Annotated in this window: 19 protein-coding genes; 11 read left to right on the top strand and 8 right to left on the bottom strand. The window is 58.1% G+C overall.

Annotated features, from left to right (window positions below; translation table 11 throughout):
* Positions 1-62 precede the first annotated feature (62 nt).
* The 3 genes from maiA to JSY17_RS15085 form a co-directional block, all read right to left on the bottom strand.
* Entirely contained in the window at positions 63-728 is a 666-nt protein-coding gene (gene maiA, locus JSY17_RS15095) for a maleylacetoacetate isomerase (protein ID WP_206402239.1), read from the bottom strand.
* Positions 729-811: 83 nt separating this feature from the next.
* Positions 812-1,579 (bottom strand): transcriptional regulator GlcC, encoded by a 768-nt coding sequence (glcC, locus tag JSY17_RS15090; RefSeq protein ID WP_122371488.1) that lies wholly within the window; start codon positions 1,577-1,579, stop codon positions 812-814.
* Positions 1,527-1,802: a hypothetical protein gene (locus JSY17_RS15085; protein WP_200976452.1), complete on the bottom strand. Its 276-nt coding sequence runs from the start codon at positions 1,800-1,802 to the stop codon at positions 1,527-1,529. The genes glcC and JSY17_RS15085 overlap by 53 nt, the downstream gene beginning before the upstream one ends.
* On the opposite strand from JSY17_RS15085, the gene glcD reads away from it, so the two are divergent.
* From glcD to JSY17_RS15060, 5 genes are read left to right on the top strand one after another with little or no spacing between them, the layout of a single operon-like run.
* Positions 1,801-3,300, top strand: coding sequence for a glycolate oxidase subunit GlcD (gene glcD / locus JSY17_RS15080; RefSeq protein WP_206402238.1), 1,500 nt, complete (start codon positions 1,801-1,803; stop codon positions 3,298-3,300). The two genes, JSY17_RS15085 and glcD, sit on opposite strands and share 2 nt — an antisense overlap.
* A complete protein-coding gene (glcE, locus tag JSY17_RS15075; RefSeq protein WP_122371489.1) occupies positions 3,300-4,361 on the top strand; it encodes a glycolate oxidase subunit GlcE in 1,062 nt (353 codons plus the stop codon). The genes glcD and glcE overlap by 1 nt, the downstream gene beginning before the upstream one ends.
* Positions 4,362-4,363: 2 nt before the next feature.
* The gene (gene glcF, locus JSY17_RS15070) at positions 4,364-5,596 is read left to right on the top strand and encodes a glycolate oxidase subunit GlcF (RefSeq protein WP_206402237.1); all 1,233 of its coding nucleotides are present in this window, start codon (positions 4,364-4,366) and stop codon (positions 5,594-5,596) included.
* Between the two features lie 20 nt (positions 5,597-5,616).
* Positions 5,617-6,024 (top strand): heme-binding protein, encoded by a 408-nt coding sequence (locus JSY17_RS15065; protein WP_117166612.1) that lies wholly within the window; start codon positions 5,617-5,619, stop codon positions 6,022-6,024.
* Between the two features lie 60 nt (positions 6,025-6,084).
* The gene (locus tag JSY17_RS15060) at positions 6,085-8,262 is read left to right on the top strand and encodes a malate synthase G (protein ID WP_206402236.1); all 2,178 of its coding nucleotides are present in this window, start codon (positions 6,085-6,087) and stop codon (positions 8,260-8,262) included.
* 30 nt (positions 8,263-8,292) lie between these two features.
* On the opposite strand, the gene gntR is transcribed toward JSY17_RS15060, so the two are convergent.
* The gene (gene gntR / locus JSY17_RS15055; RefSeq protein WP_117166614.1) at positions 8,293-9,309 is read right to left on the bottom strand and encodes an HTH-type transcriptional regulator GntR; all 1,017 of its coding nucleotides are present in this window, start codon (positions 9,307-9,309) and stop codon (positions 8,293-8,295) included.
* A gap of 259 nt (positions 9,310-9,568) precedes the next feature.
* Between gntR and JSY17_RS15050 the strand changes: the two genes are divergently transcribed.
* From JSY17_RS15050 to JSY17_RS15025, 6 genes are all read left to right on the top strand, one after another.
* Positions 9,569-10,060 (top strand): gluconokinase, encoded by a 492-nt coding sequence (locus JSY17_RS15050; RefSeq protein ID WP_117181347.1) that lies wholly within the window; start codon positions 9,569-9,571, stop codon positions 10,058-10,060.
* A 123-nt stretch (positions 10,061-10,183) separates the two neighbouring features.
* Positions 10,184-11,536: a GntP family permease gene (locus tag JSY17_RS15045; RefSeq protein WP_117166615.1), complete on the top strand. Its 1,353-nt coding sequence runs from the start codon at positions 10,184-10,186 to the stop codon at positions 11,534-11,536.
* A 745-nt stretch (positions 11,537-12,281) separates the two neighbouring features.
* The gene (gene csrA / locus JSY17_RS15040) at positions 12,282-12,470 is read left to right on the top strand and encodes a carbon storage regulator CsrA (RefSeq protein ID WP_002554157.1); all 189 of its coding nucleotides are present in this window, start codon (positions 12,282-12,284) and stop codon (positions 12,468-12,470) included.
* A 257-nt stretch (positions 12,471-12,727) separates the two neighbouring features.
* A complete protein-coding gene (locus tag JSY17_RS15035) occupies positions 12,728-13,390 on the top strand; it encodes a hypothetical protein (protein WP_201012191.1) in 663 nt (220 codons plus the stop codon).
* Entirely contained in the window at positions 13,390-13,803 is a 414-nt protein-coding gene (locus JSY17_RS15030; protein ID WP_200997756.1) for a phage holin family protein, read from the top strand. The genes JSY17_RS15035 and JSY17_RS15030 overlap by 1 nt, the downstream gene beginning before the upstream one ends.
* Positions 13,800-14,606: a DUF3618 domain-containing protein gene (locus tag JSY17_RS15025; RefSeq protein ID WP_206402235.1), complete on the top strand. Its 807-nt coding sequence runs from the start codon at positions 13,800-13,802 to the stop codon at positions 14,604-14,606. The genes JSY17_RS15030 and JSY17_RS15025 overlap by 4 nt, the downstream gene beginning before the upstream one ends.
* Positions 14,607-14,667: 61 nt before the next feature.
* Here JSY17_RS15025 and JSY17_RS15020 read toward each other — a convergent pair whose 3' ends face one another.
* The 4 genes from JSY17_RS15020 to JSY17_RS15005 form a co-directional block, all read right to left on the bottom strand.
* Positions 14,668-14,904 (bottom strand): DUF465 domain-containing protein, encoded by a 237-nt coding sequence (locus JSY17_RS15020; protein WP_117166619.1) that lies wholly within the window; start codon positions 14,902-14,904, stop codon positions 14,668-14,670.
* Between the two features lie 62 nt (positions 14,905-14,966).
* Positions 14,967-16,403, bottom strand: coding sequence for a lysine N(6)-hydroxylase/L-ornithine N(5)-oxygenase family protein (locus JSY17_RS15015; protein WP_232849472.1), 1,437 nt, complete (start codon positions 16,401-16,403; stop codon positions 14,967-14,969).
* Between the two features lie 638 nt (positions 16,404-17,041).
* Complete coding sequence (locus tag JSY17_RS15010) at positions 17,042-17,323, bottom strand: DUF1652 domain-containing protein (protein WP_117166621.1); 282 nt, start codon at positions 17,321-17,323, stop codon at positions 17,042-17,044.
* A 384-nt stretch (positions 17,324-17,707) separates the two neighbouring features.
* Complete coding sequence (locus JSY17_RS15005; RefSeq protein WP_117166622.1) at positions 17,708-18,190, bottom strand: GNAT family N-acetyltransferase; 483 nt, start codon at positions 18,188-18,190, stop codon at positions 17,708-17,710.
* Positions 18,191-18,269 lie beyond the last annotated feature (79 nt).

Genomic DNA, 18,269 nt, shown 5'->3' with positions numbered 1-18,269 from the left:
CGCTGCGGGCGAGGAAATCACCGAAAATCAGTTGCAGACCCAATGTTTTCATAAGACTCAGTCTAGTCCGGCTTGTCCGGCTGTGTATCCGGGTGAGCCTTGAGGAAGGCTGGAGATTGCAAAGCCCGCTGCTCGACCTGCGCGATATGAGGATAAGCGCTCAGGTCGACCTTGAAACGCCGCGCTGCATAGACCTGCGGGAGAAGATACACATCCGCCACGCTGGGCACATCACCAAAACAGAACGCCGTCCCGTCAATCAACTGCTCGACGGTATTGAGCCCTTCGCTTATCCAGTGGCCGATCCAGTCGGTGACAGTGGCCTCGTCATGCCCCAGAACGCGCAGGCGATTGAGCACCGAAACGTTGTGCAGCGGATGGGTATCACAACCGATCACCGCCGCCACCGCTCGTTGCCTGGCCCGCATCAGCAGATCCGCGGCAAGCAGCGGTGGCTGCGGGTAGCGCTCTTCAAGGTATTCGATGATGGCTGGCGACTGGGTTATGACCTCACCACTCTCAAGCTGCAAGGCAGGTACGCGGCCCTGAGGATTGATGGCCCTGTAGTACGGCTTGCGCTGTTCACCCCCGTCGGCAATCAGATTGACCGGAATCGAAGTGTAATCCAGCCCCTTGAGCGCCAGAGCGATACGCACACGATAACTGGCCGTCGAACGGTAGTAGGTAAACAGAGCAGGCCAGGCCGTATCTCGTGGGAGCGAATTCATTCGCGCAGGCTCGTTATTATTTTCGTAAACATATTACTTTATGCGTAAATTGCGGGATCGCCCTTCGCCTGTCAAGCCATCGTTCAAGTCCAGCCTTGCAGACGCAACGTCGAACGCACCAGCCGCTGTTCTTCGTTTTCGATCTCTCGCAGGTTTTCGCTGATGCTCTGAATATGCGCCAGTGCAGCCTTGCGGGCCTGGTCCGGGAGACGACCGGTCACAGCGTTGTACAGGCGGGCATGCTGGCGGTCGATCTGACGCTTCTGCGGTTCGCGATGATAAAGATTGTTGACCGAGGCATAGACGGTGTTGAGCAGCAGGTCAGTGAGCGAACGCAAGGTCTGCACCAGCACCGGGTTGTGCGAGGCCTCGCAAATGGCCAGATGGAAGGCATGATCGAGCCGGGCATGCTCGCTGGCTTCAAGCTCCTGATTCTGTGCCGCGACCAAGGCATCATAACTGCGGGTGATCAGGACAAAATCGGCATCGGTGCCACGCAGGGCCGCCAGCCGCGCCGACTCGCCTTCCAGCAGGCTGCGCACTTCAAGCAGGTCATACAGGGTGCGCGGTTGCGAACCGAACAGATGCATCAGCGGCGATACCTGCTGCTGACTGTTCATGTGCGCGACAAACGAGCCCTTGCCCTGCTCGGTTTCGATAATCCCCCGCGCCCGCAAGAGCTTCAGCCCTTCGCGCAAGGCAGTGCGGGAAACGCCGAGCTTTTCGGTCAGCCGTCGCTCGGAGGGCAAGAGCTGCCCCACCTTCAGGACACCGTCGACGATCAGCCGCTCGATACGCTCACAGACCACGTCCGCCACTTGCGTCGGCCGCGGCTTGGTAGAACCGTCCATCCTCGCTCCAACTGGTATGACCAGATTCAAGAGAAAACCGATGGCGAACAAAATCAGTAGCAAGACATTGATTAACAGGATCTTTTTCCAGATCCAGCGCCGCAACCTCTTGAAAAACTGGTTCGACCACTCTTTTAAAGCATGGACAGTAAGGCTCGCAGCGCCAATGATGCAAGCCATCGCTGTACGCAAGCCCTACAAAAACAACACTGGGTTGCACCATGAATATTCTCTACGACGAACACATCGACGGTGCCCTGCCTGACGTCGACAAACAGCAACTGCTCCATGACCTGCAACAGCAGTTGCCCGACCTGGATATCCTGCATCGTCCCGAAGAACTTCGGCCCTATGAGTGCGATGGCCTGTCCGCCTATCGCACCACGCCCATGCTGGTGGCATTGCCCCGGCATCTGGAAGAAGTCCGGGCCTTGCTCAGACTGTGCCACGAACGGCGTGTGCCGGTGGTGGCCCGTGGCGCGGGCACCGGTCTTTCCGGGGGAGCCTTGCCTCTGGAGAAAGGCGTGTTGCTGGTAATGACACGCTTCAATCAAATACTTGAAATCGATCCCGCCGCCCGACTGGCCCGCGTGCAACCGGGTGTGCGCAACCTGGCGATTTCCCAGGCCGCAGCACCTCACGGCCTGTATTACGCACCCGACCCTTCCTCGCAGATCGCCTGCTCCATCGGCGGCAATGTCGCGGAAAACGCAGGCGGCGTGCACTGCCTCAAGTACGGCCTGACCGTTCACAACCTGCTCAAGGTCGAAATGCTCAGCGTCGAAGGCGAACCCATGACACTGGGCGGCGAGGCGCTGGACTCGCCTGGCTTCGATCTGCTGGCGCTGTTTACCGGTTCGGAAGGCATGCTGGGAGTCATCACCGAAGTGACGGTCAAATTGCTGCCCAAGCCGCAGGTGGCCAAGGTGCTGCTGGCAGCCTTCGATTCGGTGGAAAAGGCCGGGCGCGCCGTGGGCGACATCATCGCGGCCGGGATCATCCCCGGCGGACTGGAAATGATGGACAACCTGGCGATTCGGGCAGCCGAGGACTTTATCCATGCCGGTTATCCGGTCGACGCCGAAGCCATCCTGCTGTGCGAACTCGATGGCGTCGAAGCCGACGTGAATGATGACTGCCAACGGGTCAGGGACGTCTTGACCCGGGCCGGTGCCACCGAGCTGCGTCAGGCCAGGGATGAAGCCGAACGGGTACGCTTCTGGGCCGGACGCAAGAATGCCTTCCCGGCGGTCGGACGCCTGTCGCCGGATTACTACTGCATGGACGGCACCATTCCGCGTCGGGAACTGCCAGGTGTCTTGCAGGGAATCAGTCGACTGTCCGAAGAATACGGTCTGCGGGTCGCCAATGTGTTCCATGCCGGAGACGGCAATATGCATCCGCTGATTCTGTTCGATGCCAACCGGCCAGGGGAACTGGAACGTGCCGAGAACCTGGGCGGCAAGATCCTTGAGCTGTGTGTTGCCGTAGGCGGCAGCATCACTGGCGAACACGGTGTCGGCCGGGAAAAGATCAATCAGATGTGCGCCCAGTTCAACAGCGATGAACTGAGCTTTTTCCACGCCATCAAAGCGGCCTTCGATGCCGGCGGCATGCTCAATCCGGGCAAGAATATTCCGACCCTGCATCGCTGCGCGGAATTCGGTGCCATGCATATCCATGGGGGCCAACTGCCCTTCCCCGAACTGGAGCGCTTCTGATGGCCACGACCCATGACCGCGATGCCAGCCAGAGCCTGCTCGATCAGGTCAATCAGGCGCTGCAGGACGCTACGCCCTTGAGGATTCAGGGTGGCAACAGCAAGCACTTCCTGGGCCGCAACGTGACGGGCCAGGTGCTCGATACCCGCGAGCACCGGGGCATTGTCAGCTACGACCCCACGGAACTGGTGATTACCGCTCGCGCCGGAACGCCGCTGAACGAACTGATGCATGTGCTCGATGAGGCCGGGCAGATGCTGCCCTGCGAACCTCCGGCTTTTGGCGAAGCCACCCTCGGAGGCGTCGTTGCCGCCGGGCTGTCCGGGCCGCGCAGGCCATGGTCCGGTTCGGTACGGGATTTCATGCTGGGCACGCGGGTGATTACCGGACAGGGCAAGCATTTGCGCTTTGGTGGCGAAGTGATGAAAAACGTCGCCGGTTACGACGTGTCGCGGCTGATGACGGGCAGCCTGGGTTGTCTTGGACTGTTGACCGAGGTCTCGTTCAAGGTCCTGCCCAAACCGCGCCAGTGCAGCAGCATTGCCCTGGAAATGAGTAGCGCCCAGGCTCTGCAACGTCTGGCTCAATGGGGCCAGCAGCCGATGCCGATCAGTGCCGCCAGCCATGATGGCAACGTCCTGTATCTGCGCCTTGAAGGGGGGGAAGGCTCGGTAAACGCAGCTCGGGACCGACTCGGTGGCCAGGCACTGGACTCCGGTTACTGGCAGGAGCTGAACGAACAGCGCCTGGACTTCTTTCTCGACAGTCGTCCGCTATGGCGCTTGTCGGTGCCCAACAATACCGGCGTGCTGGACTTGCCCGGCGAGCAGTTGATCGACTGGGGCGGCGCACAACGCTGGCTCAAATCCGATGCCGAGGGCACCACGATCCGCAGCGTGGTCAAGGCCATCGGCGGCCATGCAACCTGCTATCGGGCGAACCACGAAGACAGTCCGTTCCAGCCGCTGGCCACACCGCTGCTGCGCTATCACCAACAACTCAAGGCCCGGCTCGATCCCCATGGCATCTTCAACCCTGGCCGAATGTACGCGGAGTTCTGACCATGCAGACCACCCTCAGCGAACACGCCAGACAACTGCCCCGCGCCGAAGAGGCCGAGAGCATCCTGCGCAGTTGCGTGCATTGCGGTTTCTGCAATGCCACCTGCCCCACCTACCAATTGCTCGGCGATGAGCTGGACGGCCCGCGCGGACGGATCTATCTGATCAAGCAGGTCCTGGAAGGCAATGAAGTCACCGAGAAAACCCAGTTGCACCTGGACCGCTGCCTGAGCTGTCGCAATTGCGAAACCACCTGCCCGTCCGGTGTGGATTATCACAACCTGCTGGACATCGGACGGGCCGTGGTGGATGCCGCCGTGCCGCGCCCGCTGGGCCAGAGTGTGCTGCGCGACAGCCTGCGCCATGTGGTGCCCCATGCCGGGCTGTTCAAGTCCCTGACGCAACTGGGCAATACCTTTCGCCCGCTGCTGCCTGACAGCCTCAAGACCAAGCTTCCGGCCTCGATACAACCGGCAGGCACTCGTCCGGCAAACCGCCACGAACGCCAGGTTCTGTTGCTGGAAGGCTGCGTGCAGCCAGGCCTGTCGCCCAATACCAATGCGGCGACCGCCCGGGTGCTGGATCGCCTGGGCATCAGCGTGCAGCCTGTCAGCGAAGCCGGTTGCTGCGGTGCGGTGGACTATCATTTGAACGCTCAGGATGCCGGACTGGATCGGGCGCGGCGCAATATCGATGCCTGGTGGCCCGCCATCGAAAGCGGTGCCGAATCCATCATCCAGACCGCCAGCGGTTGCGGCGCTTTCGTGAAGGACTATGGTCATCTGCTGCGCCATGACTCTGAATATGCCGAAAAGGCCGCGCGGGTCAGCGCCCTGAGCAAGGATCTGGTGGAAGTGCTGCGCGATGAACCGCTGCAGGAGCTGGGCATCAAGAGCGACCTGCGTCTGGCGTTTCACTGCCCTTGCACCTTGCAGCATGCACAGAAACTTGGCGGGGAAGTCGAACGGGTGCTGACACGTCTGGGCTTCAACCTCACAGCGGTGCCTGACGGGCATTTATGCTGTGGCTCGGCGGGCACCTACTCCATCACCCAGCCAGAGTTATCGCGCCAGTTGCGCGATAACAGAATGAACGCTCTGGAAAGCGGCAAGCCAAACGTTATAGCCACTGCCAATATCGGCTGCCAGACTCACCTGTCGGGCGCCAACCGGACCCCGGTACGGCACTGGATCGAACTGATCGACCAGGCCCTCAACCCTGCCGAATCTCACTGAAAACCACTCTGGAGAATCCCATGAAAATCAAAGCCGTTCTGACCCAGACCGAAGTCAGCCAGATGCTGGCTGCCGCCCGCAACGAGGCGCTGGCCAATGACTGGGGCGTGTCCATTGCCGTGGTCGACGACGGTGGTCACCTGCTGGCCTTCGAGCGTCTGGACGGTGCAGCCGCGATCAGCAGTTATATCAGCATCGAAAAGGCCCGTACTTCCGCACTGGGTCGTCGCGAGTCCAAAGGTTACGAAGAGATGGTCAATGGCGGTCGTACCGCATTTCTCAGCGCCCCGTTGCTGACGTCGCTCGAAGGTGGCGTACCGGTGATTGTCGATGGCCAGGTCATCGGTGCCGTGGGCGTCTCCGGCGTCAAGGCCGATCAGGATGCCCAGGTGGCCAAGGCCGGGATTGCGGCGCTGAACGCCGATTGATTTCCGGTTTTTTCGCGACTGAAGTCGCTCCTACAGAACAACCAGGGATGAGGCCTGACCATGACTGATTTCATTAAATGCCATCGTTTGAAAGTGGCGGTCACTCTGCAACGCTTCGTCGATGAGGAAGTCCTGCCGGGCACCGGACTGGATCGTGAAGCGTTCTGGGAAGGATTCGATGAGCTGGTTCATGACCTTGCTCCGCTGAACCGCGACCTGCTGGCCGAACGAGATCGTCTGCAAGGCGAGCTGGATAAATGGCACAAGGCGCATCCCGGCCCGATCAGCGATATGCCGGCCTATCGCATCTTTCTGCAATCCATCGGTTATCTGCATCCGGTCCCGGAGCAGGTCTGCGCCACGACCTCCAATGTGGATCTGGAGATCAGCGATCAGGCCGGCCCGCAACTGGTGGTGCCAGCCAGCAACGCCCGCTACGCCCTGAATGCGGCCAATGCCCGCTGGGGTTCGCTGTACGACGCGCTGTACGGCACCGATGTGATTCCCACCAGCGAAGGTGCCGAAATCAGCGCCGGTTACAACCCGCTGCGCGGGGCCAAAGTCATTGTCTTTGCCCGCGAACTGCTGGACGAAATCGCCCCGCTCGCACGCGGCACCCATATCGATGCCCGGCATTACGCAGTCAGCGACGGTCAACTGGTGATCAGACTGGCCGACGACAGCGAAACCGGTCTGCAACAGCCGGAAAAATACCTCGGCTATCAGGGCGAGCCTCAGCATCCGACTGCCGTTCTGCTGAAGAACAACGGCCTGCATGTCGAAATCCAGATCGATCACAAACACACCATCGGCAGCAACGATGTGGCAGGTATCAAGGATCTGCTGATCGAGTCGGCGCTGTCGACCATCATCGATTGCGAAGACTCGGTGACGGCCGTGGATGCCGATGACAAGGTGTCGGTCTATCGCAACTGGCTGGGCCTGATGAAGGGCGATCTGAGCGAGGATCTGGTGAAAGGCGGCAAGACCATCACCCGCAGCCTCAATGCAGATCGCGCCTACAAGGCTGCCAACGGCGGTGAACTGAAACTGCCGGGGCGCTCGCTGCTGTTGATCCGCAACGTCGGCCACCTGATGACCAACCCTGCCATTCTGGACCGTCAGGAACATGAGATTCCCGAAGGCATTCTCGACGGCGTGATCACCAGCCTGATCGCGCTGCATGACCTCAAGCGACGTGGCAATTCACGGGCAGGCAGTATCTATATCGTCAAACCCAAGATGCATGGTCCGCAGGAAGTGGCTTTTGCCGATCATCTGTTCAGCCGTATCGAGGACCTGCTCAAGCTGCCGCGACATACCCTGAAAATGGGCATCATGGATGAAGAGCGCCGCACCAGCGTCAACCTCAAGGCCTGTATCGAGGCCGCTGCGGCGCGGGTTGCGTTTATCAACACCGGTTTTCTGGACCGCACCGGCGATGAGATCCACAGCGCCATGCAGGCCGGCCCCGTGCTGCGCAAGGGCGACATGAAAAACACGCCCTGGATCAAGGCTTACGAGCGTAACAACGTGCTGGTCGGTCTGAACTGCGGTCTGCGCGGACGGGCACAGATCGGCAAGGGCATGTGGGCAATGCCTGATCGCATGGCCGATATGCTGGAGCAGAAGATCATCCATCCACAAGCAGGCGCCACCACCGCCTGGGTGCCCTCGCCGACCGCTGCGACATTGCATGCACTGCACTATCACAAGGTCGATGTGGGCAAGGTTCAGGAAGAACTGCAAAAGATCGAACTGGCCGATATCAGCGAGCAATTGCTGGATGACCTGCTGAACATTCCGGTTGTCGACAAGCCTGACTGGTCCATGGATCAGATCCGTGCAGAGGTCGAAAACAATGCCCAGGGCCTGCTCGGGTATGTAGTGCGCTGGGTCGAACAGGGCGTCGGTTGCTCCAAGGTGCCGGACATTCACAACGTCGGCCTGATGGAAGACCGGGCAACGCTGCGCATCTCAAGCCAGCACCTGGCCAACTGGCTGCGCCATGACGTGATCAAACGGGAGTTCGTACTCGGGATTCTGGAGCAGATGGCCCGGGTGGTCGACAAGCAGAATGCCGGAGATTCCCACTACCGCCCCATGGCAACGGACTTCAAGAAATCCGTCGCCTTCCAGGCTGCCTGTGCGCTGGTGTTCAAGGGGTGCGAACAACCCAGTGGTTACACCGAGCCGCTGCTGCATGAGTTCCGACTGGGGTTCAAGAACATGAATTGAATGCATTGGCTCCCACGGGTAATGCCGGGATCAGGAGCTTTCGCGAACCACCAGTTCAAACCCCAGATCCACATGAGGAGGCTGGGCCAGCCCTTCAAGCAGGCCCAGCAGTAGCTGTGCGGCACGCTGGCCGACTTCCTGGCGGGGTGTGCGGATCGAGGTCAGGCGCGGGACCATGTGGGCCGAGCCTGGCAGATCGTTGAACCCCACCAGTGAAACCTGCTGCGGAATCGCAATGCCGCGCCGCAAGGCTTCCAGGGACGCGCCTTGTGCCAGGTCGTCGTTGCAGAAAAAGATTCCGTCCACATCCGGATGGCGATCCAGCAATTGGGCGAACAACTCGCTGCCCAGACCGATGGAAGAGGGTTGCGGCGTCGAGACTTGCAACTCGGGGTCGAACAATCCGGCCTCCTCCAGCACCTGCCGGAAACCCGCACCACGACGCAACACCCGCGGATCGAGCTGGGCCGCCATATACGCAAGGCGCTTGCGACCACGCCCCAGCAGATGGCGCGCCGCCTGGGCGCCGGCGTCTTCCTGGGAAAAGCCCACGCAATAAGCCTCGCGCTCGGTATCCAGCTCCATCATGTGCACACAGGGAATGCCGCTGGACTCCAGCATCTGGCGCGCTGCCGGTGTGTGATCGAAACCGGTCAGCAGGATACCTCTGGGCCGATTGACCAGATGGTTGCGCAGCAGCTTTTCCTCTTCGTCGGGCGAGTAGTGATAGTTACCGATCATCACTTCCAGCCCGCGAGTACGCAGCACCCCCTGAATGGCCTCCAGGGTTTCGATGAATAACTGGTTGGAAAGCGACGGCACCAGCACCACAACCGTCTGGCTGCAGGATGAAGCCAGGGCGCGGGCCGCGGGATTGGCGACATAACCAAGGTTCTGCGCCGCTGCGCGAACCTTGTCCACCAGCTCCGGTGCGACAGTGGCGACACCCCGCAATGCCCGGGATGCCGTGATAGGCGATACGCCAGCACGTTGCGCAACTTCATTGAGGGTCGGACGGCCTGTCGAGCGGGAACCAATACGTGTCATTTATTGCCAACTAACATAGGGGTTGCAAAATGTGTTCATTGCCCCCTAAGGTAGCGCTGTCTCATGGACCGTGACAATGCTTTCTCGCGGCTGATCACTGCGCAGAACAGCCTGCAATGGCATGGCTACACCCAAAACAACGACAAGAACTGGAGCAGCCCAGGCTGAATCTTTTGTCCACCGGACAAAGACAGCGCTGTCTCCAGATGAGGTATCTAATGTGACAACTGCGAAAACTGCTATTTCCGCCCTCGTGGTGATGGGTGTTTCCGGCTGCGGCAAGAGTGTGGTCGGCGCAGAAATTGCCCTCAACAGTGGCGGTCGCCTGATCGAAGGCGATGTCTTCCACCCTGCCGCCAATATCGAAAAGATGAGTGCCGGCATTCCCCTCACCGATGAAGACCGCGCCGGTTGGTTGACCCGCCTGGGCGAAGAAGTGGCCGCCGCCCTGGAAAACGGTGAACGTCCGGTCCTGACCTGCTCTTCTCTCAAGCTTCGCTACCGCGAACGCCTGCGCGAAGCCGTACCGGGTCTGGGATTTGTCTTTCTGGAGCTGAGCAAGGAAGTCGCAACCGACCGTTGTGCCCATCGACCCGGGCACTTCATGCCGGCCAGCCTGGTGGACAGCCAGTTTGCGGCACTTGAACCACCCCATGGCGAACCCAGGACGCTGGTCGTCGATGCGACCCAGTCCGTGGACACCATTGGCAAGCAAGCTGCGGCATGGTGGGAAGAGTCGCGAGTCGGCTAAAGACGTGAGTGCAAAAGACAGCGCTGTCTCAAAAACGGAACAGCGTCGAGTTGCGAGGCGTGATCACTCTGCGATCACGCCATTGAATGGCTCCTAAAACAAAGACAACCGGAGAGACCTCCCATGTTCGGTATGACCCATGAGACGTACCTGCTGATCGACGCGTTGGTAACCGTCGTCGGCCTTGTGCTGCTGATTACCAAATTCAAAGTCCACCCCTTCGTTGCACTGACCATTGCAGCGGGCTTCCTGGGCCTGACCTCCGGGATGCCGGTGGAAAAGGTCATGAAATCGTTCCAGGACGGTTTCGGTGGCGTACTGGGCTTCGTCGGTATCATTCTTGGCCTGGGCACCATGCTCGGCAAACTGATGGCCGACTCGGGCGGCGCGGATCAGATCGCGCAGACTCTGATTCGCACTTTCGGCAAGCAGAAAGTGCACTGGGCGATGATGCTGTCCGCGTTCCTGGTCGGTATCCCGCTGTTCTTCGAGATCGGCTTCGTGCTGCTGATCCCGCTGGTGTTCATCGTGGCGCGTCGCACTGGCGTGTCGATCGTCAAGATCGGTATCCCGCTGCTGGCCGGCCTGTCGGCCGTTCACGGTCTGGTACCGCCACATCCGGGTCCGCTGCTGGCCATCGGGATTTTCGGTGCCGACATCGGCAAGACCATTTTCTATGGCCTGATCATTGCGCTGCCGACTGCCGTCATTGCAGGCCCGATCTATGGCAAATGGATTTCCAAGTACATTCCCGGCACGCCTTCCCAGGAGCTGATGGATCAGATCGCCAAGGAGTCGAGCACGCAAAACCTGCCTGGTTTCGGCATCACGCTGGTGACAATCCTGCTGCCGGTATTCCTGATGCTGCTCAAGACGTTTGCCGACGTGGTATTCCCGCCGGAAAACATGTTCCGTATCTGGATGGACCTGATCGGTCACCCGATCAGCGCCCTGCTCGCGGCCCTGCTGCTGGCGTTCTACACCTTCGGTTCGGCGCGTGGCTTTGACCGTGCCAAGATCATGAAGCTGCTGGACCAGAGTCTGGCACCGGTGGCGGCCATCGTTCTGATTGTCGGCGCGGGTGGTGGTTTCAAACAAATGCTGGTAGCCAGTGGCGTGGGCGATGTCATCGGCAACATGGCGGTGCAGGCTCAGGTCAACCCGCTGATTCTGGCCTGGCTGGTGGCTGCGGTGATTCGTATCGCAACAGGTTCGGCGACAGTGGCAACCATTACCGGCGCGGGTATCGTCGCCCCTGTAGTCGGCCTGATTCCGGGGGTCAACCGTGAACTGCTGGTATTGGCTACCGGTGCGGGTTCGCTGATCCTGTCCCATGTAAACGATGCCGGTTTCTGGCTGGTGAAGCAGTACTTCAACATGACCGTGGCAGAAACTTTCAAGACCTGGACCGTCATGGAAACCATCCTCTCGGTGGTCGGCCTGATCTTTGTCCTGTTGCTGTCTATGGTCGTTTAACGGCAACCGATGCAGTCAAGTCTTCGTGGGCACTAGGCTCTGTACGAAATGTTTTCGAGCGAAGGTGAGGCAAGGCAAAAACAGGCGAGGAAGCGGAGTTTACTGCTGTAAATGAGCATTCCGAGCCTGTTTTTAACGCAGCATCATCGAGCGCAGATACATTTCGTACAAAGCCTAGATGCCCGCGAAGACTGTTTCCCTCCTCCGGCATCCCCTCTCTTACATGCCGCCCAAGCCCCATCGTTTATACGAACCCCACACTAGAGCCAGCCCCCCGGGAACACGGCCCTGACGCACTGTGCGCACCTGTATTGCGCTGTAAGCCACGCTCGAACTCACCCAGAAATCCGATTTCCTACGCTCAACTACACGCTTTCACTTTGAAATATCAGAAAGCCCGGGCAATGTTTCAAAGTAATGCCTACGCTTACATATGTCGGGGAGTTGGCCCTCTCAACGCCCTCCTGAAAGCTGGCGGTAATGGCGAGGTATGCTGCGGCTCACGTTACTTTTTACTTTCCACCAGTAATTACGGGCATTTTCGTGCCAAAACGGGCAGAATTGGCGTACTCGTCGTATCGTTGATGCAAATCTCGATGACAAGAAAATGACCCGAGGGAATTAATTTCAACGCTGCAACGTCATACGATGGATGCATTTGGATGTACTCGGCAACAATCACCACGCAAAGGCAAACGCCAGCCTCTTGAGAGAGGCGTTTCAAGAGGCCATCAAGGAAAAGATTATGTTGATACTCACTCGCAAAGTAGGCGAAAGCATAAACATCGGTGACGAAATCACCGTGACGATTCTTGGCGTTCAAGGACTGCAAGTCCGGCTAGGTATCAATGCACCGAAGAATGTCTCCGTGCATCGTGAAGAGATCTACAAGCGCATCCAGGCAGAACTGGCTCCAAACCAGGACCCACAATAATTCGCGCAACACCCCCTACTCTATTCAGCTGATCTGCCGTCCATTCGGCAGATTGGCCATACGGCGCCCCACGAGGCGCCGTTTTTTCTTCCCGACTGCAAACCCCTGCTGTGTCTGGCGTGACCACTTGTCATTCACCCGGAACATCGATTCCACCCCGCAAGTCCACCCCCAGGCAAGCAGATCAATGCCAGCCCGTTGTCCGTAGTGAGCCGGGCATTCTCTTTTACCTGACGACACGAACAAGGTGAATGACGATGGCAACCATCAACGAACCCTCCATCAGTGGCAATGCACAGACCGGCAAAACAGGCCAGGAGCCTGTGCCCGGGTTGCATGACGATGCACTGAATCCTGTAGATAGCACGAAGCAACAAGGCAACGCTCCCTTCGATCAATATCGCGACACAGCAGCGGATCAGATCGACAACCTGGCAAACGATGCCCAGTCAGCCGCAAGCCAGATATCGAACAACGACACCCTCGGCCTGTCCCGCTATGTCTCGGAAATAGCACAGAGCCTGAACGGTATGGCAGAAAAGCTGCGTGGCAAGAATACCGATGAACTGTTACAGGATGCGGGAAGACTGGCCCGCGACAATCCGATGCTGTTCATCGGCGGCAGTGTTGCCCTGGGCCTGGGGCTTTCGCGGATACTCAAGGCATCGATCCCGGCAGCAGACACTCCGTCTTCGGCCAGCGACACCTCCACTGCGGCTTACGACCCCATCAGCCCGTCGACACTTGCCGCAGAAGAGATGGTCGCCACTCACCCGCACTCCGACGATGTCCTGCACAGCGCCAGGCCCGGGATGGGCATTCCCGATAGCCCTGCCGCTACCGAGTTCAACGATGACCCGGTCGACGACCTCTCCCGCACGGGCTCTACCAGAGACGACCTCTCAAAAGGAGATGTGTAATGAAGACGCCACCCGATCTTCCGGAAGGGCACGAAAACGATACCTCGGTACTGGGCCTGATCCGGCAACTGGCGCATGAGGTTCCAGCGCTGATCAACAAGGAAATAGCACTGGCCAAGGCAGAAATCAGGGAGTCGGTCCAGACCTCCAGGCAAGCACTCATGAGCATAGGCGCCGGCGCCGTCATGATTCTGGGTGGTTTTATCGTCCTGCTGCAGGCAGTGGTCTATGTGCTGACCCACTTCATGGCCTCATGGCTGGCGGCCCTGATTGTCGCCGTGGTCGTGATGATGGTGGGTTATCTGATGATCAAGGGCGGCAACAGGAAACTCGAGCCGTCCAACCTTGCGCCGGAACGTACCGCCAGCACCTTGCAAAAAGACAAGGACGCCATACAGAGGAAAGTCTCATGAGCATAGACAGCAGCTTCGACACACCGGAAAATTTTGAAGCACAATCGCAAAAGAGTCCGGAAGCCCTCGAACAGGAAATCGATGAGCAACGCTCCAATATCGGCAACATTGTCGATGCGCTCGAAAAAAAGATATCTCCCGGCCAATGGGTCGACCAAGCCCTGGCCTACGCTCGGGAAAACGGCGGCGAGTTTGCTGGCAATCTGGGTAATAACGTCAAGGCCAATCCAGTGCCTGCCATCCTGGCATCGGTGAGCATACTCTGGCTGATGATGGGCAGCAGCACGCCGTCTCCCGGTCCTTCAATGATCGATAATGCCGGCAGGAAGGTCAGCGATATGGCAGGCAGTGTCGGCGACAGCCTGAGCAGTGCCAAGGCCCGGATTCAGGAAACCGCTGCACGCATGAAGGACAGGACCAGCCAGATGACAGACAGTTTCGGGGAGAAACTCTCGTCAACCTCAGGCCATGGCCCAGGCGGTACGTTTCAGGAAAAGCGCCTGAAGATGCAATCCGGCGCCAGCACCTTGTTGCGCGAGCAGCCTCTGGCTGTCGCCGCCATAGGTCTTGCCGTAGGAGCGATCATTGGCGCGGCCCTGCCCGCCAGCGAGCGTGAAAAGCAGTTGATCGGTCAGGCTCGTGACAAGCTGACCAACACACCCGCACAGCAAAATGGCCATGAGCGGTTTTCGTCCACAGGGACTGATACCACTCCCGGCGGATCGCCTTTGTCGGACCGGCATGATGGCTTTGGCGAACCCTTGCCAGGGACCTCGTCAGGGACCTCGCCCGGCCTGGGTTGAGTCTCAGGCAAACAGCCCGGCAGAGGCCGGGCCGTTTGCAACTGTCATGGTCTGATCGCTCTCACTTGAGAAGACACTGCACGATTCTGTCTTTGACCAACAGACGTCTCTCCTTGAGTTTCTTGAGATCATCGTCGGCAATCCCGCCCGCCAGTCCCTTTTCGGCATTGATCACCCGGGTGTCTGTATCGTCGTAGTCCGCAAGCAATTGCTGCAACTTCGCATCGCCCTTGCTGCGCTGGACGACCTCCTCCCGGGTCAGTTGCAAATCCGCGAATAGATCATGTTTGACTGGCATGGGAAACATCTCCTGTAGAACTGCTTGAATCATGAGCCTAGCAGCTAGACAGGAGGCACGACTCAGCCCTGAAAGTTCAGGACAAGCGACGTCTGGGGCGCCCACACGGGAGCGCGCTCTTCCAATGGCAACACTTGGTTTTGACGGGAAGGTTCGAGGGACAAGGTCTTGTCCTGCAACCTGGCCAGAACGGCATCGATCACCGCCCGGCTGGCATCATGATGAAACTGCCAGACGCCATATATGCGACCATCGAAAGAAGGCTCGCTACCCAATAGCGGATCAGCCTTCAGCCCCGCACCTATACCGAACAGATGCAGCCCCTTCAGGCGGCGACCGAACTGATCCAGCGGACAGCCCGATGCGTCGGAATCCAGCCCGCCCTTGGTTTCGGACAGGCGTATGGCACGACCGTCCAGCCAAGTCAGGGATGGCAAGCGTGGCTGATAACCCGTGCATTGCACCACCACGCCGGACTCGGCCAACGCCTGCTCCGCCTTTTCATAGTGTCCGGGTGGCCCGCCGTGGGTCTGCAGCAATTGCACGCGAACGCCCGTCTTGCCGATCCGCCCGTTCCTGAGCGCTTCGCAGCCGATATCCAGCGCCCTGTAGCGCAAGCCGCCGGAACGGTTGATACGGCCCGATACCGGACAGATATCGGATTGCGGATCAAACTCATAACCGGCTGCCAAAGCCTGCTCGGCACTTTCATAGAACAGGCGGATGCGCGTGCGGTGGATCAGGGTCACTTCCTGCAGCCCGGCGAACTCCAGAGCATCGGCCAGGTTCTCCAGAACCGAAAAGGCACTGTGGGAACCCCCGACCACCGTGATTCGCCTGCCACTGGCCAACGCTGGCGCGAAGACTTCACGCAATTGAATGGCATTCATGCGCAACAACTGGTCAGAACTCTGGATATTCGTGGAAGCCGGCAATACCAGCCCCTCCTGCGCCAGCCCCCGGACCAGATGCTGTGCATCCTGACGCCCTCCCAGGTTGAGAACCAGGGTCCGGGTATGAATCAGGCGCATGCAGCCTTCGGTTTCCACCTTCAGGCAGTACCCATCCTCATCACAGATAACCTCGGTAATGGTCGTACAGCGCCAGATCTTCACCCCATGATGGCGAACGATATGGTTCAACAGCAGCCTGGACGCCTCGGCCATCAACTCCCCAACATCCGACAACTGCGGAGCACTCTGGGCCTGACCCCTGATGCGCCAGTAGGCAGGTGAATATTCCAGAGGTTCGAAGACCTCGCTCAACGCGGGGTCGCGCAGGCAATCAATGAAGACATCCCCAACCGAGTTGGCCGTGATGCGGTACTGCCCCAACACCCCCGTTCCGGGATTGTCGCTGGCATCGACCACGATAAGGCCATCGCGTGCAATATCGGCCAACGTACCGCTTTTCAACGCGTTGAATAAAAAGCCCATGCCCGCGAGCCCGGCGCCTCCTACAACACATCCACATGTTGTTTCCAAATGTTCTTCAAACATGATGAGGCTCCATCGTCATATAAATACGTTGGTGCAGTCCAGGAGTTCTGGAAGTTATACGCAGGGCACATCGCCCAAGAACAAAGCCCTGAGCAGAGAAAGCTCGTTATTTTATTTATGAGTCGCGCAGCACGGCGTTTATAGCAAGGCGAGATTCAAAAACCCTTGGCTCAGCATAAATAATTTCATATTCAATAAAACCGAACATAAAGCTACCGCCAGCCCGTTTAAATGGACAGGAATTGAATATTCAAGAAGCCTGAGACATATCCAGTCGGAACCAGACAGAAGAGAAAGGGCTGAATGGATATTTGCAAAGAACCGGCAAGGTGTCAAATAACCCTGAAAATCACCTTGAAATCAAACAAGCAAAACCTAAGCACATGATATTAATGAAAATATTTTTTTGACACTCGCCTTCGCCATTGATCGAGACCGCTTTCTCGACGATTCATACGGTTTTATTTTTCCATCGCATGGCAAAAAACCCGCAAAAGACCAACGCCAGCAAATTGACAACCCGTGCATACCTGCACGCGAGATCACGGAAATAATCAGGATTCGCACAAACGAAAACGCCCCGACCACTATGGCCGGGGCGTTGTAAATAGCGCGTCTGAGGGTAGGCCTGAGGCGAATCAGGCTATGTGATAGTGAGGTTGAAGCTGTGCGTGGTGAGTGTGCTCATCGCGCAGCTCAGCTACCAGATCGGAAATATCACGGCTGGTCTTGAGCCTTTCCAGTGAAATTCCAGTCACTGAAAGCTCTACACGTCCGGTGGATGGGTCAGTGATCTGCACCGACAGGGTAGTCCTTGAGGGCGAAAGGCCCGGTACCACCGTACAGGTGCAACTCAATGGTAAAAAAGCAACTTCAATGATATTTCGCAATTCCAGTGTCGACAGTCCACAAGCGATCATTTGCCATCTCCTTATTATAAAGCGCTGCAGGTTTCAGCAGTTTGCCAATGCTTTTTTAGTTGCCCGCCCAAGCAAGACATTCCATTGCCCGCCAACTAACACTTCATGATTTCTGCATATAAACCTGTTTATACGCTTCTCCTTACCGCCAGGCAAATATCTCGCCTGCACACCAATATAGCAGCTCGCTGGAATTATTCAGGATAATTGGCAGAAAAAACGTTTCACTAGAGCATATTGGCGTTTTTATGCTCAGGCATGTCAGAAAAACACCTTATTTATCTGCTGAAAAGACTGACAAACGGTTCATGAAGCGACGAAAAACAACGGTATGTGCAGGTTCTACATGCCATTGAAGAGCCCGCACATCCTCAGAACGGTCTATCAATCCGGCGTTCTGGGCAAACGCAGGTGAATCAGGGCAACACGAGCCCCATGCTTGTCTCGACGCTCTTCAATGGCAAAGGGTCGAAAACCCATGCGCGGATAAAACAGCAGGCCCGGAACATTGTGATTGAAGCATGAAGCCGTCAGTTCGGTGGCTTCGTGCTTGTCGAAAGCGATATTCATCATGCAACTGATCATATAGCGCCCTACCCCCTTGGAGCGGGCCTTTGGCGCAATGATCACATTGCCCAGCGAACAGCGGCCACGAAAGTCCGAACGGGAAAAATTGGCAAAACCGACCACCTCGCCATTCATTTCAATGACGGTCGAGTCAAAACGATTCTCCATGGCCTCCTTGAGCTGAGGCGCTGTCAAGGGATAGACCGCCCGGGGAAACATGTAAAACAACTCGTCGGCATTCTGAGGCAGCTCACACACGATAGGGATGTCTTTCTCTTCCATGGGACGGTGATGGAACATTGAGCGGTAACCTCTTGGGGAATGTGAATGACAAGCGATAGGACTATATGCGACCCGACAGATTCCGCACTGCCGTATG

This window comes from Pseudomonas capsici (genome assembly GCF_017165765.1).
GTDB lineage: Bacteria > Pseudomonadota > Gammaproteobacteria > Pseudomonadales > Pseudomonadaceae > Aquipseudomonas > Aquipseudomonas capsici.
This window is presented reverse-complemented; position numbering and strand designations above follow the sequence as displayed.

Coding starts and splice junctions, on each gene's coding strand:
- maiA (WP_206402239.1), bottom strand. CDS start 728: ATGAATTCGCTCCCACGAGATACGGCCTGGCCTGCTCTGTTTACCTAC.
- glcC (WP_122371488.1), bottom strand. CDS start 1,579: ATGGACGGTTCTACCAAGCCGCGGCCGACGCAAGTGGCGGACGTGGTC.
- glcD (WP_206402238.1), top strand. CDS start 1,801: ATGAATATTCTCTACGACGAACACATCGACGGTGCCCTGCCTGACGTC.
- JSY17_RS15085 (WP_200976452.1), bottom strand. CDS start 1,802: ATGGTGCAACCCAGTGTTGTTTTTGTAGGGCTTGCGTACAGCGATGGC.
- glcE (WP_122371489.1), top strand. CDS start 3,300: ATGGCCACGACCCATGACCGCGATGCCAGCCAGAGCCTGCTCGATCAG.
- glcF (WP_206402237.1), top strand. CDS start 4,364: ATGCAGACCACCCTCAGCGAACACGCCAGACAACTGCCCCGCGCCGAA.
- JSY17_RS15065 (WP_117166612.1), top strand. CDS start 5,617: ATGAAAATCAAAGCCGTTCTGACCCAGACCGAAGTCAGCCAGATGCTG.
- JSY17_RS15060 (WP_206402236.1), top strand. CDS start 6,085: ATGACTGATTTCATTAAATGCCATCGTTTGAAAGTGGCGGTCACTCTG.
- gntR (WP_117166614.1), bottom strand. CDS start 9,309: ATGACACGTATTGGTTCCCGCTCGACAGGCCGTCCGACCCTCAATGAA.
- JSY17_RS15050 (WP_117181347.1), top strand. CDS start 9,569: ATGGGTGTTTCCGGCTGCGGCAAGAGTGTGGTCGGCGCAGAAATTGCC.
- JSY17_RS15045 (WP_117166615.1), top strand. CDS start 10,184: ATGTTCGGTATGACCCATGAGACGTACCTGCTGATCGACGCGTTGGTA.
- csrA (WP_002554157.1), top strand. CDS start 12,282: ATGTTGATACTCACTCGCAAAGTAGGCGAAAGCATAAACATCGGTGAC.
- JSY17_RS15035 (WP_201012191.1), top strand. CDS start 12,728: ATGGCAACCATCAACGAACCCTCCATCAGTGGCAATGCACAGACCGGC.
- JSY17_RS15030 (WP_200997756.1), top strand. CDS start 13,390: ATGAAGACGCCACCCGATCTTCCGGAAGGGCACGAAAACGATACCTCG.
- JSY17_RS15025 (WP_206402235.1), top strand. CDS start 13,800: ATGAGCATAGACAGCAGCTTCGACACACCGGAAAATTTTGAAGCACAA.
- JSY17_RS15020 (WP_117166619.1), bottom strand. CDS start 14,904: ATGCCAGTCAAACATGATCTATTCGCGGATTTGCAACTGACCCGGGAG.
- JSY17_RS15015 (WP_232849472.1), bottom strand. CDS start 16,403: ATGTTTGAAGAACATTTGGAAACAACATGTGGATGTGTTGTAGGAGGC.
- JSY17_RS15010 (WP_117166621.1), bottom strand. CDS start 17,323: ATGATCGCTTGTGGACTGTCGACACTGGAATTGCGAAATATCATTGAA.
- JSY17_RS15005 (WP_117166622.1), bottom strand. CDS start 18,190: ATGTTCCATCACCGTCCCATGGAAGAGAAAGACATCCCTATCGTGTGT.